Annotated in this window: 6 protein-coding genes; 2 read left to right on the top strand and 4 right to left on the bottom strand. The window is 71.4% G+C overall.

Translation table 11 applies throughout. The annotated features are described in order from the left end of the window. The first annotated feature begins 69 nt into the window (after positions 1–69). Together ACZ3IG_RS32700 and ACZ3IG_RS32695 are read left to right on the top strand one after the other, a co-directional pair. Positions 70–798 carry an alpha/beta fold hydrolase gene (locus tag ACZ3IG_RS32700; RefSeq protein ID WP_467436631.1) on the top strand — a complete coding sequence of 243 codons (729 nt, stop codon included), beginning with the start codon at positions 70–72 and terminating at the stop codon, positions 796–798. Between the two features lies 1 nt (position 799). Beyond that, positions 800–2,059: a hypothetical protein gene (locus ACZ3IG_RS32695; RefSeq protein ID WP_467436630.1), complete on the top strand. Its 1,260-nt coding sequence runs from the start codon at positions 800–802 to the stop codon at positions 2,057–2,059. A 46-nt stretch (positions 2,060–2,105) separates the two neighbouring features. Here ACZ3IG_RS32695 and ACZ3IG_RS32690 read toward each other — a convergent pair whose 3' ends face one another. The 4 genes from ACZ3IG_RS32690 to ACZ3IG_RS32675 form a co-directional block, all read right to left on the bottom strand. Next, positions 2,106–3,305 (bottom strand): cytochrome P450, encoded by a 1,200-nt coding sequence (locus tag ACZ3IG_RS32690; RefSeq protein ID WP_467436629.1) that lies wholly within the window; start codon positions 3,303–3,305, stop codon positions 2,106–2,108. A gap of 61 nt (positions 3,306–3,366) precedes the next feature. Then, positions 3,367–4,422, bottom strand: a complete 1,056-nt coding sequence (locus ACZ3IG_RS32685; protein ID WP_467436628.1) for a zinc-binding dehydrogenase — start codon at positions 4,420–4,422, stop codon at positions 3,367–3,369. Then, positions 4,419–6,101: a phytoene desaturase family protein gene (locus tag ACZ3IG_RS32680; RefSeq protein ID WP_467436679.1), complete on the bottom strand. Its 1,683-nt coding sequence runs from the start codon at positions 6,099–6,101 to the stop codon at positions 4,419–4,421. The genes ACZ3IG_RS32685 and ACZ3IG_RS32680 overlap by 4 nt, the downstream gene beginning before the upstream one ends. Before the next feature lie 25 nt (positions 6,102–6,126). Beyond that, positions 6,127–15,609, bottom strand: a complete 9,483-nt coding sequence (locus tag ACZ3IG_RS32675; protein ID WP_467436627.1) for an amino acid adenylation domain-containing protein — start codon at positions 15,607–15,609, stop codon at positions 6,127–6,129. Between the last annotated feature and the right edge of the window lie 350 nt (positions 15,610–15,959).

Genomic DNA, 15,959 nt, shown 5'->3' with positions numbered 1-15,959 from the left:
ATCTATTTCGAAGTGCGGGGGGAGGGACCTTTCCTGCTGCTCATCGGGGGTGGGAACTCCGATGCGGCGGTGTACAAACGCTTGGCCGCCGTCCTGGCCGGGACCCACCGCGTCGTCACCTACGATCCACGGGGAAACTCACGCAGCGTGCTCGACGGCCCACCGGTGGACCAGAAGGTCGAGGAGCACGCCGACGACGCCTACCGTCTGATCGAACACCTCGCCGCCCCGGACGAGCCCGTGTACGTCTTCGGGAGTTGCTCGGGCGGGCTCATCGCCCTGGAGCTCACCATCCGTCATCCGGGCCGGGTCCGGCTGGTCGTCGCCCACGAGCCACCCGTTCTGAGCATCCTTCCGGACGCCGAGCGGCACTTGGCGCTGCTCGACGACGTCTGCGAGACGTACCTCCGGGAAGGAATGGCGCCGGCCCTCACCAAACTGCAGGCCCTCCATGGCGGCAGGCCCGCGCCGGCCCTCCCCGAAGTGCACAACAACACCGACTTCTTTCTGACCCACTTCGTCCGGCCGTTCACACGCTTCGTCCCCGACCTCGCCGCCCTGGAGGGCGTGGCCGGCACGGTGGTGTGGGCCGGTGGCCACGCCTCACGCGAGGACCTCGTGCACCGCCCGGCGCTCGTCCTCGCCGGCCGGTTCGGCCGCGACGTGGAACTGTTCCCCGGCGGACACGTCGGCTACGCGAGGTACCCCGCCGATTTCGCCGAGCGGCTCGTCGAGGTGCTCACCTCCGCGGCCGACGCGGTGCAGGCTCCGCGGGAGACCATCGGCGGAGGGCAGTGACGTGCGGATCGTGATGGGGGCGCAGAACTGCGGCTTCGGTCCGGTCTCCGAACTCGTCGCGGTCTCCCGGCCGCTCCACCGACACGAGCGGGTGTTCGTCGGAGACGGCGTCGCCGCCGTCTTCGCCAGGCGCAACCCCGACGCCTTCGACACCATCCACGACATCAGCGGGCTGCCGGAGAACGCCCGGTCGGGGATGATCGACAACCTGCTGCGGGGCAGTGATCACGTGGTCTCCGTCATGGACGCCGAGTTGGTGTTGCGGTCCGTCGTGGCGCGGCGGCCCGTGACCATGGTGGACAGCCTCTTCAGCTTCTGGCAGCTGACACAACCGCCCGCCGTGATCCGCGACTTGTGCTCGACCCTGCCACGGTCCCGCTTCGCCGCTGCCGACCGGCACCTGTCAGGTCTTTCACCGCACGAGCGGGTGGTCGCGGCTCACCTGCTCGCCACACACAGCGTCGTCCAGAACTTTCCCGGCGTCACCGAGCGCGCGGCCGGGCTCGCCGCCCTGGGTGAGGGGCCGGAGATACATCTCACCGGCTCGATCATCGACGTCGAGGGGCTGCGGAACGTCACGGGGACCACCGGGCCCGAGTACGACCTGTTGATCAACATCGGTGGATTCAAGAACTTCCTCCTGGACTTCGACGTCAACAACGACTACGTACGTCTGCTGCACCAGTGGCTTCCGGATCTGCTGCGCGACTGGCCCCGGTTCCGGCGCGTCCTCGTCTGCGGCGGACCGTTCGGGGAGAACCGGGAGCGGACCGTCCGGGCGGCGGGCGGCCGGGCCGACTGCCGCCTCCTGCGCCAGCGGGAACTGCTCCAGGCGGCGGCGAGCACCGCGGATTACCTGATGGCGCCCGGGCTCACGGCACTCCACGAATCGATCGCCCTGGGACGGCTGCCCCTGGCCATCCACGAGCAGCACTACGCCCACGTCTTCACCATGCGCGCACTGGACGGCACGCTGTTCGGCGACACCGGGGGACGGTTCACGGACGTGGTTCCGTGCCACCCGCTGCCGGAGGACGACTTCGCCGGGACCGCCGCCCTGGTCGAGCTGGCCGGCCGCGTCCGGGAGGACCGCGGACTCTATGCGAAGTACCGGCGGACGTTCAACGAACGCATCGAGCAGTACCTCTCCCTCACCCCGTCACAACGCCGACACGGCGTCGAGGAACTCGGGAAACTGCTGGACGGCGCCCCGATCCACTCGGTGATGACCGAGGTTCTGGGCACGCCGCGCCCCGCGTGAGGCGAGTGGCGCCGGGCGTCGGCCCCCCGGAGCCGGCCCGGCCGCTTCACCAGGTGACCGGCAGTTCGTGCAGGCCGTTCACCATCGACCCGGTCTTCCAGCGCAGTTCCTCTTCGGGGACGGCCAGCCGGAGGCCGGGCGTGTCCGCCAGGAGGACCTCCAGAGCCACCTGCAGTTCCACGCGCGCCAGGTGGGCGCCGATGCAGTAGTGCGGGCCGTGTCCGAAACTGAGGTGCGGGTTCACGGCCCGGTCGAGGACGAGCTCGTCGGGGTTGTCGAACACCTCCGGGTCCCGGTTGGCGGCGGCCGTGTCGACCAGGACGGGGTCGCCGGCGCGGATGAGGGACCCACCCAGCTCCACGTCCTCCGTGGCGTAACGGGGGAAGGCGAAGCCGTTGGGGAGGGGGACGAAGCGCAGCAGTTCCTCCACCGCGCGGGGGAGCGCCTCCGGCCGGCCCAGCAGGGAGGAGAAGCGGTCGGGGCGGACCAGCAGGACGTAGCAGGAGTTGGAGATCTGGTTGAAGGTCGTGACGAATCCCGCACTGATGAGCACCGGGGCGAGGGCCATCAGTTCCCCCATGCTGATACGCCCCTCCTGGTCATGAGCCCGCACCAGGGCGCTGAAGAGATCGTCACCGGGCTCCCTGCGACGCAGCTCCACCAGGTCGGCCGTATACGCGGCGAAGGTGGAGTTCCACTTGTGGAACTCCTCGGCCGTCACCGAGTGGGACATCATGACGTCCAGCCAGTCCCGGACGCGGACGTGGTTCTCCTGACTGATGCCGAGAAGCTCGCCGATGACGGTGATCGCCAGCGGAAAGGCGAACCGGTCGCCCAGATCCGCCGCGGGGCCCGACTTCCGCATGTCGCGCGAGAGTTCCCCGGCGATCTCGCGCACGCGGTCGCGCAGTCGCTCGACACGGCGTGCGGTGAACGCCTTCGCCACCGTGCCGCGCAACCGGTGGTGGTCCGGCCCGTCGGTGGACAGCAGCCCCCCGCCGCTCACCGCGACCGGCCTGACGCGCGGCCGGTCCCGGCCGGCCGCCACGGCCATGCTGAACCGGGGGTCGCCCAGCAGCGACTTGGCGTCGGCGTACCGGGTGACCAGCCAGGACTCCTCGCCGTACGGCATCCGCACCCGGGCCGGCGGCCGTTGCCGCAGTTCGGCGTAGACGGGGTGGAGCCCGAGTCCGTCGGGCTGTTCGAAGGGGTAGGCGAGCGGTTCGCGCAGTGCCGTCGTCGTCATCGTCGGCCTTTCCTGTTCACAGTGGAGCGGGTGGAGCGGGTGGAGCGGGTGGAGCGGGCGGTCACAGGCGTACCAGGAGCTTGCCGCGGTTGGCGCCCGGGTCCGTGTACAGGCTGCGGTACGCCTCGGGAATGGCGTCGAACCCGTGCCGGACGGTCTCGTGGTGGACGATCTCGCCGCGCCGGACCATGCCGCCGAGATCGTCGTGGAGCGCGTCGAGGGTCTGGTCGTCGTACCACTCCTCCGCGAAGATCCCGCGGACGGTCGTGCGCGGGAACATGATGTACGGGAGGAGGCGGGGGCCCGTGTGGTCGCCCGCGATCTGGGTCGCCCACTGCCAGCAGACGGCGACCTGGCTGTGGACGTTCAGCATGGAGAACACGGCGTCGGTGATGGCTCCGCCCAGGTTGTCGAAGTACTTGTCGACGCCTCGCGGTGCCGCCGCGCGCAGTGCCTCGCGTGCCTTGCCGGGGTCGTCGCCCTGGCGGTAGTGGATGACGTCGTCGAAGCCGAGGGACGTCAGATGCCGGGCCTTCTCCGGTGAGCTGGTGGTGCCGATCACGTGTGCGCCGGCTCGTTTGGCGAGCTGGCCGGCGAGCGACCCCACGGAGCCGGACGCGCCGCTGACCACGAACGTGTCACCCGGCTCGACGGTGAAGAACTTGGTCAGCGTGCCCCAGGCGGTCAGTCCCGGCGGACCCATGACGCCGAGCGCCGTCGACAGCGGCAGCGCCTCGTCGTAGCGCCGTGGGTCCAGCCGCCGGAAGGCGGGGAAGGGGACGGGGAAGGCGCCGTGCTCCCACCGCCACCCCGCACCGGTGCCGATCACATGGCTGCGCCAGCCGCCGTAGCCCTGCACCAGGTCGCCGACCGAGAAGGCGGCCCGCGGGCCGGCCGAGACGACGCGCAGGATGCTGTGCGCGACCATGTGCTCGCCGAGCGGCGTCTCCAGGGCCAGGCCCTGCAGATACGGGTCGAGCGACACGTACAGGGTCTCGAAGAGCATCTCGTCGTCCGCGAGGGAGACGTCCACCTCCTCGACCGTCTTCTCGTAGATCCGGTCGACGTCGGGAACGCCCGGAACGTGCTCGCGCACGATCCACTTCTCGATCCTCATTCGTGCTCCTTGGCCTGGGGAACGGTGCTGTCGGGCGCCGGGGGCCGGCCGACCGGGATGACGATCTGGGTGGGCGGCGGCTGGGTCCGGTCGATGCCGGCGGTGAACTCCACTCCGTCGTCGCGGCAGATGAACTGCGTGACGTGACGGCCCGCCGCCGCGGCGCGGATGAGGCCGCCGATCGTGGACCAGGTGCCGGAGAGGTAGAAGTTCCTCAGCCCGGGCGCGACCGGCCCGTTCCTGTTCACTTCCTTCTCCAGCGTCTCCGCGCCGTCCACGAACGGCAGCCAGCCGGCGATGGTTCCGTTGTGGTTGCCGGTGTAGCGGATCTGGGTGAGCGGGGTCCCGGTGTCGCGTGCCACGACCGACTCCGCCAGCCCGGGGAACCGGCGGTCCAGGAACTCCGTGACGGCGCGCTGCACCTGACGCTTGGCGGCGTAGTACGCGGGGCCGCGCCGCACCGCCAGCGTGTGCACTTCCTCCCCCTTGTGCACGCGGCTGTGCTGCTCCGGGCCCTCGGTCAGCTCCCGCCAGACGCCGGTGTCGGAGAAGTAGGTGACGAAGACGACGGTGGTGTCACGCGGCGAGAGTTCCGGGTAGTGGGCACTGCGGAACTGCACGTTCATGCTCGGGTGCCCCATGCCGACGAACGAGGCCGCCTCCTCCTCGTCGAGCAGGTACGTCGTACAGGGCTCACCCTGGGGAAAGGGACGGTCCAGGCCCAGGAAGACGCTCACGTAACCGGGGTAGAGCATCCCCGGCTCGTCGATGGTCCTCGTGTAGAGCCGCTCGTACGTCTTGTTGAGGTAGCGGCCCTTGAGCAGCTCCAGCATCGTGGTGCGGCCGTCGCAGGCGGAGACCACGATGTCGGCCCGGAACTCCCGCCCGTCGCTCAGCCGGACGCCCACGGCCCGGTCGTCCTCGACGAGCACCTCGTCGACCTTGGCGTTGTAGGTGATCTCGCCGCCGAGCCGCCGGTAGCGTTCCTCGACCGACCTCGCCAGCCCGAGCGAACCCCCTTCGGGCACGCCCGCCGTCCCGTTGGCGTGCGACGCCAGCTGGAAGTAGAAGGGGAGGACCGGGAACGCGGGGTGGTACTCGTAGAGGATGTGGTTGAAGGCGTCGCGCAGCAGCGGGTCGGTGAACCTCGCGGCGTAGTCCGTCATCAGGGTCGTGATCGACTTCCGGATGACGTTGAAGTACGGGACGAACGCCGCCAGCATGCGCCAGCGTTCCAGCCGGCCCATCAGGCCCGGCGGTTTGAGGAACGGGTAGGCCGCCATGCACGCCTTGAACTTCCGCAGGCCCGCGCAGAACTCCCTGATCGGCCTGGCGTCGGCGGGGGAGAGGCCGAGCAGGTGCGCTTCGAGACGGTCGGGATCGGAGTAGAAGTACACCGCCCGGCCGTCGGGGGCGCGTACGACGTTGAAGACGTCGAAGTTGCGCATCTGCTTGCCCTGCAACGCGCCCAGCTCCAGCCAGATCTGGTGCATCTCGTCGCCGGGGCCCGAGCCGAGCAGCCAGCTGACGCACCAGTCGAAGGTGAAGTCGCCCTTGTCCCAGGCGGTGCAGCAGCCGCCCGGCAGCTCGTGCATCTCGAAGACCCGGGTCCGGTAGCCGTTCATCTGCGCGTAGCAGCCCGTGGACAGGCCGCCGAGTCCGCCACCGATGATGATCATCGTGTGACGCCGGTCGGACGCCTTCTCACGCCCCACGTGTCTCACCTCCCGTCGCCGCGCCGGACGTGCCGACCCGGTCCTGGACCGGGGCGCGGGTCAGGGCGGCGCGGACCAGGCCGGCGTTGTGCTCCAGGTGCCCCGGGTCGAGCATGTCGGCGTGTTCGCCGGAGCCGGTCAGCACCTCGGTGGGACCGGTGGAGCCGCCGTGCCAGGAGCCGGGCTCCCCCGGCGCGTAGAGGGCGGTCTTGTGCGCGTCGGAGATCACGGTGACGGCGGCGCGTACCGTGCCGAGGTTGGGCGTGCGGGCGCAGAAGCCGATGTAGTCCCTGGCCTGGGCGAGGGTCTCCTCGGCCAGCTCCTCGGACCCGGTGTGCTTGCGCAGGTGCTCGCGCAGCTCGCGCTCGAAGGCCGCGAGGTGCTCGTCGCCGACGGTGTGGACAGCGGTGGCACGGTACGAGTCGAGGACGACGACGTCGCGTACCTCGCGCCCGCGGTGCTCCAGCTCCTTGGCGACCTCGAAGGCGAGGTTGCCGCCGAGCGAGTAACCGAGCAGCCGGCAGGGGCCCTGTGGTTGGAGGGAGTCGATCAGGTCCGCGTAACGAGCCGTCTTGTCGTCACCGGTGAGGTAGTTGAAGGCCACCAGCTCGTACTCCGGCAGCTGAGCGGCGAGGAGCCGGTAGACCAGCCCGTGGCCGCCCGCGGGCGGGAAGCAGAAGACGACGGGTCCGGCGGCGGGGGTGAACCGCAGCCAGGGCTGCGCCCCGGGCAGCCGGCCGGTGATGATGTGCTCCACCGTCCTGGCCATGCCGTGCAGCGTGGTCACCCGGAAGAGGTGACTGACCGGGATGGTCAGGTTGAACTCGTTCTGCAGGTGGTGGATCAGTTCGATCAGCTTGACGGAGCTGCCGCCGGACGCGAAGAAGTCGTGCTGGAGACCGACCTGTTCGACACCGAGGACGGCTTTCCAGTGGTCGGCCATCCGGGATTCGTAGAGCGTCACGGGCGGCTCGTACGGGGTGTCGTCGGGGGCGGGCCCGGGCGCGGGCAGGGCGGCCAGGTCGACCTTGCCGCTGGAGGTGAGCGACAGCTCGGGCAGTTCGGTGAAGGAGGCCGGGATCAGGTGGGTCGGCAGGTGTTCGGCGAGGTGCCGGCGGAGCCGGCGCCAGTCCAGTTCCGCACCGGGCGCTGCCACGCCGTACGCGCACAGGGTATTTTCGCCGTTTTCGTCCGGACGCAGGGTGACGACCGCCTGGGCGAGCGCCGGCCACTGGGCGAGACGGGACTCGACCTCGCCCAGCTCCACCCGGTGGCCCCGCACCTTCACCTGGGCGTCGGCGCGGCCGAGCAGGTGGACGCACCCGGTGCTGTCCCAGCGGGCGAGGTCGCCGGTGCGGTAGAGGCGCACGGGCCGGGCACCGGGGCCGCGGCCGAGGACGCGGGTGACGAAGCGGTGCGCGGTCTGCTCGGGGTCGCCGAGGTAACCGGTGGCGACGCCCGTACCGCCGATCCACAGTTCGCCCGTGACGCCGGGCGGCACCGGTTCGCCGTGTTCGTCGACGATGTACAGCTCGGTGCCGGGGAACGGCCGCCCGATGGGGACCGTCATGCTCGGTTCCCGGCCGTCGGTGGGTCCTTCGAAGTACGTGCTGTCGATGGTGGCCTCGGTGAGGCCGTAGGAGTTGACCAACCGGGTCTCCGGGGCGCACAGGGCGCGCAGCCGGTCGTACTCCTCGACCTTCCAGGTGTCGGAGCCCACGATCACCAGCCGCATGAAGTCCAGCCGGCTGCCGTCGTGCTCGCAGTGGGCCAGCAGTCCCCGGACCACCGAGGGCACGAACTCGCCGCAGTCGACGCCTTCCTGACGCATGACGCCGTACAGCCGCGCGGTGTTGAACAGCAGCTCGCGTCCGACGAGCACCAGGGTGCCGCCGGAGCACAGGGCGCGCACCAGGTCACCGGTGAAGACGTCGAAGGACGGGTTCGCCGTCTGGAGGTGGACGGTGACGTCGCGGTCGAGACCGTACTCCGTGCGCCAGGACTCGTACGCCGAGGCGAGGTTGCGGTGACTGACCTGGACCGCCTTGGGGCGGCCGGTGGAGCCGGAGGTGTGGATGACGTAGGCCGGGGAGTCCAGGCCGACGTCGGGTTCGGGGAGGTCCGGGTCGGGCGCGGGCTCCGCGGTCAGGTCGCCCGGAGTGAGCACCCGGCACGCGAGGCCCGCGAACCGTTCGCCCCCGGCGGTGTCGGTCATGGTCCAGGCGGCGCCCGTGTGTGTGATCAGGGACGTCAGCCGGTCGTCCGGGTCGCGGGGGTCCAGCGGCAGATAGGCGGCACCGGCCCTCAGCACCGCCAGCAGGGTGACGATCAGCTCGGGCGACTTCTCCAGGCAGACGGCCACCACCGCGCCGTCGCCCACACCCAGCCCGCGCAGCCGCCGGGCGAGGGCGCGGCTGCGGACGTCCAGCTCCCCGTAGGTCATCCGCCGGGCGGAGCCGTCCTCGCCGGGGGCGGAGACGGCGACGGTCCCGGGCCGCTCTGCGGCGATCCGGCCGATGAGCCGGTGCACGGGCACGTCGGGTACGGCGGTCCGCCGCCCCGCGCCGCTCCAGTCGTCGACGAGCCGCTCGCGCTCCGCCGCCCCGAGCAGCTCCAGCCCGCGGGCCGGCTCCCCGGGAGCCGCGCGGGTCAGCGCGTCGAGCAGATTGACGTAGTGGGAGGCCATCCGCCGCATCGTCTCGGCGAGGAACAGGTCGGTGTTGTACTTGAAGACGCAGTGGAAGCGATGGTCGGACTCGTCCTCGTACACCGACAGGGTGAGGTCGAACTGCCCTTCCTCCTCGGGCAGTTCGATGTACTCCAGGCGGTAGCCGTACTTCTCGGTGGCCACCTTGTGGGTGAGGAGGATGAACATCGCCTGGAAGACCGCGGACCGGCTCGGGTCGTGGGTCAGGCCCAGTTCCTCGACCAGCAGCACGAACGGGTACTCCTGGTGGTCCAGGCCCCCGAGTACGACGTCACGGACCCGGCCGAGAAGCTCGGCGACGGTCGGCCGGCCGGCCAGGTCGAGGTGGAGCGGCAGCGGGTTGACGAAGTAGCCGTAGACCTTGGCGAACTGCTCCTGGGTACGGCCCGTCACCGGACTGCCGACGATGATGTCGTCCTGCCCGGAGTACTGGTGGAGCAGCAGGTAGTAGGCGCTGATGAGCACCATGAACACGGTGACGTCGTGTTCCCGGGCCAGGGCGTGGACGCGGGCGCTCAGGTCGGCGTCGAGGACGAAGAACTCCGACGCGCCGTTGTGGGTCTGGACGGGCGGACGGGCCCGGTCCGTCGGCAGGGCGAGGGCCGGGATGTCGGCCGGCAGGTGCGTCTTCCAGTAGTCGAGCATCCGCCGGGCGTCGCGGCCGGCGAGGAACTGGTTCTGCCAGTTGAGGAAGTCGAGGTAACGGGCGGGGACGGGAGGCAGCTCCGGTGTACGGCCGAGGCGCAGCGCCTCATGGACGGCGAGGAGCTCCTCGATGAAGGTGAAGGTGGAGATCGCGTCGGAGATGATGTGGTGGACGGCCTTCATCAGCACCCACCGGTCCGGGCCGCGCCGGAACAGGCGCAGCCGGACCAGCGGGTCGTGGGCGAGGTCGTACGGCTTGCGGTACTCGCTGACGATCAGCGCGTGGATGTCGTCCCACGACCAGTCCTGGACGTCGAAGAGCGCGACGTCCGCCCGGGACGCGGCGTCCTCGGCGGGAGCGGTCCGCTGCACCGGCCGGCCTCGGTCGTGGGTGAAGTTGGCCCGGAGGGAGGGGTGGCGTTCGATCAGGACGCGGAACGCCGCGAACACCAGCTCGGGGTCGAGGTCGGTACGGATCTCGACGGCGCCGCCGATGTTGTAGGCGAAGGCGTCGGGGTTGAGCTGCCTGAGGAACCACAGGGCCTTCTGGTTCTGGGTCAGGGGGTGCAGTCGCTCGTCGTGGAACAGCTCGACCGCGGCGGTGGCCTCGGTGTCGTCCGTGCCCGCCGTGACCTGGTCCGTGAGTTCCTCGTGGACGCGGCCGATCAGGTCACCGACGAGGGTGTTGCCGAGCAGCGCGACGACCGGGAGGGTGACACCCAGGTCGGCCTGGATCCGCGAGCGCAGCTCCATTGCCAGCAGGGAGTCCAGGCCGAGCGCGCCCAGCCCGGTGCCGGTGTCGACCTGCTCGGGCCGCATCCGCAGCACACCGGCGACGACCTGGGTGAAGCGGTCGGTGAGGAGGGCCTCGCGGGCGGCCGGGTCCGTGGCGGCGAAGGCGGCACGGAAGGTTTCGAGGGCGCCGCCGTCCCCGGTCGCCGGCGTGTCGGTCTCCTCGGCCGCTGCGGCCAGGTCGGCGACGAGGGGCGGCGGCTTCGGGTACCAGGCGAGGAAGACCGGCCAGTCCACGACGGTGGCGACGAGCAGTTGGGACCGGTCCTGGCCGATGACGCGTTCGAGTACGGCCATGCCCGCCTCGGGGGAGAGCGAGCTCATGCCCCGGCGGGTGCGGTAGTGCTCGACCAGCCCCAGCTCCTCGATCATGCCCGTGGCCCAGGGGCCCCAGTCGATGCTGAGGGCGGGCAGGCCGCGGGCCCGGCGGTGGTGGGCGAGCGCGTCGAGGAAGGCGTTGCCCGCGGCGTAGTTGGTCTGGCCCGCGGTGGTCAGCAGGGAGGCGATCGACGAGAAGAGGACGAAGTGGTCGAGGGGCTCGTCGGCGAGATGACGGTGGAGGAGGTACGCGCCGAGCACCTTCGGGGTGCACACGGCGTCGAAAGCCGTCCGGTCCATCTCCGGCAGGAGGGTGTCGCGGACCTGGCCCGCGAGGTGGAACACACCGCGGATCGGTGGTGACTGGCGCCGCCGGTAGCCGGCGAGCCACGTGGTGAGGGCGGTCTCGTCGCCGATGTCGAGCGGGGCGAGCACCGGCTGGGCGCCGAGGGCCTCCAGTTCCTTGAGGAAGCGGATACGGTCGCCGGTGGCGGAGTCCGGGTCGACGGTGTGCCAGTGGTCCCGGTCGGGCAGCGCGGTACGGCCGACGAGGATCAGACGGCGGGCGCCGCGGGCGACGAGCCGACGGCACAGGATCCTGCCGAGCGCGCCGAACGCACCGGTCACCAGGTACGCGCCGTCGGCACGGAGCCGCAGCGGCAGCGGGCGGGGCAGGCCGGTGACCGGGGCGAGACGGCTCGTGAGCCGGCGGCCGTCGCGCAGCGCCACCTCTGGCTCGCCGTCGGCCGCGGTCACTTCCCGCAGCAGGGCCTCGGCGTCCGCGGCACGGGAGGAGCCGTCCTCGCCGGTGGCGGGGTCGAGGTCGATGAGCGTGCCGCGGTGGTCGGGCAGCTCCTGCTGTCCCAGGACGCGGCCGACGCCCCAGGCCGGCGCGGACAGCGGCTCGGCCGGATCGCCGGGGACGACGGCCTGGCCGCCGCGGGTGACGATGTGCAGCCTGCTGCGGGGCTGGTGGGCCGGCAGCGCGCGGGCGAGCGCGACCAGTGAGTAGCCGGCGAGGTCGGCGTGTTCACGGACGTCGGCCGCCGCGCCGGCCGTGTCCATCGGCGGGAGGTCCAGGCTCCACAGGTGCACGACATGGTCGTACGGCGCCGAACCGTCCGCGTGCAGTTCGGTGAGGAGCCGCTCCAGGTCGGCGCTGGAACCGGGTCTGATCACCGACTCCCGCCGGTCCGGGGACATGCGGTAGGCCGGGCCGGGCCGCACCAGGTGGCAGCGCCCACCGCGGGCGGTGACCCGGGCCGCCAGTTCACCGGCGACGCCCTGCCCGTCGGCGAGGATCAGCCAGTCCTGTACGGGGCCGGCGTGCGGGTCGGTGGCGTGCGGGGCCTCGGTCCAGGTGATGTCGGCCAGCCAGGAGTCGATGGTGCCCAGGCCCACGGTGGTGGAGGCCGTCTCGACGTCGGCGGCGCGGAACCCGGTGACACGGCCGAGCGGACGGCCGTCGTCGGCGTGCACCGCGATGTCGCCGACCAGCTCACCGTCCGCCTCGCCGGTGAGGACGGCATGGGCCCACAGCGGCTGGTCCCCGACGGGGTCGAGGTCCACCTCGCCGATCGAGAGCGGCAGCCGGACTCCGGTACCCGACGCCGCTCCGGAGCCCTCGCCCCCGAGGAGCTGGGGTGTCAGCAGCGTCTGGAAGCAGGAGTCGAGCAGGACCGGGTGCACATGGTGGCGGGCGGCGTCGTCGCCGATCGGCGCGGGCGGCCGGATGCGGGCGAGCGCCTCGCCGGGGCCGATCCACACCTCCTCGATGCCCTGGAACGCCGGTCCGTAGTGGTAGCCGAGGGCGGCCAGCGCCTCGTAGCAGGCGGCGCCGGTCAGGTGGCGGGTGCTGCCGCCACGGACCGAGTCGACGTCCAGCCGGGAAGGACGCCGGTGGTGTCCGCGCTGGGCGGAGCGCACGGCACCACGGGCGTGCACGGTCCGCTCACCGGTGCCGCCCCGGGAGGCGGTGGCGACGGTGAACTCCGCGTCCTCGCCGCGGAAGGAGAGCTGCACCGGTGCCGCGGGGCCGGTGGTGCTTCCGGTTCCGGTCGGCAGGAACAGCGCCTTGCGCAGCTCGATGTCGACGAGGGCGGCGCCGCCGCCGGTCGTCGCCCGGACGGCCTGCGTCGCCATCTCCACATAGCCGGCCGCCGGGAACACCGCGCTGCCCTGGATCAGGTGGTCCCTCAGATACGGCAGGGACTCGACGTCCAGCCTCGCCTCCCAGGTCGGTTCGGCCGTGTCGAGACGGCGGCCCAGCAGCGGGTGGTCAACGCGGCCGAGCCGGACCCGCTCGACCGGCTCGGGCTCGGTCCAGTACCGGTCGCGCTTCCACGGGTAGCGGGGCAGGGGAACCGGCCGGCCGGTCGGGTGGACGGCGGCCCAGTCGATGTCGAAGCCGACGTTGTGCAGGGCGGCGAGGGAGAGGGTGAACCGCTCCCGCTCGTCCTCCTGGCGGCGGATCGACGGCACACTGCGCGCCTCAAGGCCCCGGGCGGTGAGACATTCGCCGATCGAGTGACCGAGGACCGGGTGGGGCCCGATCTCCAGGAAGACGCCGTGGCCGTCGTCGGCCAGCCGGTCGACGGCGTCGGTGAAGCGCACGGTGTCGCGGACGTTGCGCCACCAGTAGGCGGCGTCCAGCTCCGGGCCCTCGGCGTACCGGCCCGCCCACTCCTCGCCCGCGGTCAGGCAGAGGGGGACGCGTGCCGGCCGGGGCCGGAGACCGGCGAGCGCGGAGAGCAGGTCGTCCTTGATCGCGTCCATGCGCGCGCAGTGGTACGGCACCCGGACGGCGAGGAACTTGGCGAAGACCCCCTCGTTCCGCAGACCGTCGGCGATCTCGGTGAGGTCCTGCTCGTCCCCGGCCAGGGTGAGTGCCGTCGGACTGTTGACGGCGGCCACCGACACCCGGCCGCCGTGGGGCCGTACCCGGCGCAGGGCTTTCGCCTCCGACAGGCCAACCGCCAGCATGGTGCCGGTGCCCACCAGCTTCTGCTGGAGCCGGCTGCGGTGGACCGCGACCGCGGCGGCGTCCCGCAGACTGTAGACACCGGCCTCGTAGAAGGCCGCGATCTCACCGGTGCTGTGCCCGACGACGGCGTCCGGACGCACGCCATGAGCGCGCCACAGGGCCGCCAGGCCCATCTGCACGGCGAAGTTGGCCGGCTGGGCCAGCCAGGTCTCGCTCATCCGGGAGTCGGCCTCGCCGGCGGTCAGCTCCTCCACCAGCGACCAGTCGGCGAACTCGCGGAACGCGCGGTCGCACGCCTCGACCGCCTCCCGGAAGACCGGCTCGGCCTCGAAGAGTTGCCGGCCCATGCCCCACCACTGCGGCCCCATGCCGGTGAAGACCCAGACCAGCCGCCGGTCCTTCGCGGGCCGTCGCTGGTCCAGCAGCACGCGGGGGTGGGCCTCACCGCGCAGGTGCGCGTCGAGGGCCTCCTTCAGCGAGGCGGGGGAGTCGTAGACCACCGACAGCCGCGCGTCGAGGTGCTGGCGGCGGCGGGCCAGGGTGTAGGCGACGTCGGACAGGGAGGGGGCCGGGCCGTGTGCGCCGGAGAGTTCCCGCCGGATGTTCTCGGCGACCTCGGTGAGGAGGGCGGGGTCGCGTGCGGACAGGGGCAGCACGGCAGGGCCGGAACGCGCGCGGCGCTGCCCCGGCACACCGGCCGTCCCGTCCGCCGGGGCGGCTTCGAGCAGGACGTGCGCGTTGGTACCCCCGAAACCGAAGGAGTTGACTCCCGCACGCGCCGGTCCCTCGTGGTCGGGCCAGGGAACCGCACGGGTCGGGATCTCGTACGGCAGCGACGCCAGGTCGATCGCCGGGTTGATCTCGTCGAGGTTGATGTGGGGCGGGATGGTGCGGTGCTTGAGACACAGCACCGTCTTGATGAGCCCGGCGATGCCCGCGGCCGACTCGCAGTGCCCGATGTTGGCCTTGACCGAGCCCACATGGCACCGGGCGCCGGGTGCGCGCCCGATCGACAGCGCGCGGCCCAGCGCCCCCGCCTCGATGGGGTCGCCGACCGGGGTGGAGGTGCCGTGGGCCTCGACGTACTGGAGGGTGCCGGGGGTGATGCCCGCCTCGGCGCAGACCCGCTCGATGAGCGCGACCTGGGCGTCGGCGTTGGGGACGGTGATGCCGTCGGTACGTCCGTCCTGGTTGACGCCGCTGCCGATGATCACCGCGTGCACGGGGTCGCCGTCGCGCAGCGCGTCGTCCAGGCGTTTGAGGGCGATCACGCCGACGCCTTCCGCGCGGACGTAGCCGTTGGCCGAGGCGTCGAAGGTGCGGGACCGGCCGTCGGGCGAGAGGAAGCCGCCCTTGGTCTCGGCGATGGTGTACTGCGGGGCACTGTGCAGGAGCGCTCCGCCGGCCAGCGCCAGCCTGCTCTCACCGCGGCTCAGGCTCTGGCACGCCAGGTGTACGGCTACCAGGGACGAACTGCACGCGGTGTCGAGGGAGAGGCTGGGCCCGCGGAAGTCGAAGCAGTACGAGATGCGGTTCGACACCATCGTCATCATCGTGCCGGTCGCGGTGTGGGCGGTGAGCGTCTCGAAACCGAGGTCGGCGAACTGGAGGATCTTGTAGTCGAGGGTGAAGGCGCCCACGAAGACACCGACGTCCTGACCCGCGAGTTCCGCGGGTTTCTGCCCGCCGTCCTCCAGCGCCTCCCAGGCCACTTCCAGAAGCTTGCGCTGCTGCGGGTCCATGTGGGCGGCCTCACGCGGGCTGATGCCGAAGAAGGCCGGGTCGAACTCGTCGAAGCCGTCGATGTATCCGCCGCGCCCGCCGACCAGCCTTCCGGGCTTTGTCTGGTCCTGGCTGGCGAGCGTCCTGACGTCGTACCGGTCGGACGGCGTCGGAACGATGCAGTCTTTTCCCTGGGAGAGGTTCTCCCAGAAGGTCCGGTAGTCGGATGCCCCGCCGGGCAGCCGGCAGCCCATTCCGATGATCGCGATCTTCTCTCGCGTGGCAGCGCGCTGTAACTCCGACATGGACCTTCCTTGAAGCGGCGTCGAGCGATGATGCGGCCGGACTCAGGCCGCGGTGGATGGCTTGGTGAGTATCAGTGCGAACGAGAAGGCGACGGCAGTGAGTGACGCTCTTCTCGGTGGATTACTGCGCGTCCCGGCACATGGTCGGCGTCATCGGGGAACGGCCCGCAGGAGAAGCCCATGAACGAAGGTTCATATATAGCGGTCGCCGCTGTTCGGTACAGGCGGCAACGGTATCGCGGAGCCGGTGATGACCGTGGCCCGGGAATGGGGGATGACCGGATCGCAGCCGATTCGGGCAGGGCGGACCGTTGTCATCATGACGGCCGTCGTCGACAGGGGCGCCGGAA

It is taken from the genome of Streptomyces sp. NPDC016677 (assembly GCF_055562815.1).
The sequence above is the reverse complement of the archived record's forward strand: the minus strand, read 5'-3'. Positions and strand labels throughout refer to the sequence as shown.

Coding starts and splice junctions, on each gene's coding strand:
- ACZ3IG_RS32690 (WP_467436629.1), bottom strand. CDS start 3,305: ATGACGACGACGGCACTGCGCGAACCGCTCGCCTACCCCTTCGAACAG.
- ACZ3IG_RS32685 (WP_467436628.1), bottom strand. CDS start 4,422: ATGAGGATCGAGAAGTGGATCGTGCGCGAGCACGTTCCGGGCGTTCCC.
- ACZ3IG_RS32680 (WP_467436679.1), bottom strand. CDS start 6,101: ATGATCATCATCGGTGGCGGACTCGGCGGCCTGTCCACGGGCTGCTAC.
- ACZ3IG_RS32675 (WP_467436627.1), bottom strand. CDS start 15,609: ATGTCGGAGTTACAGCGCGCTGCCACGCGAGAGAAGATCGCGATCATC.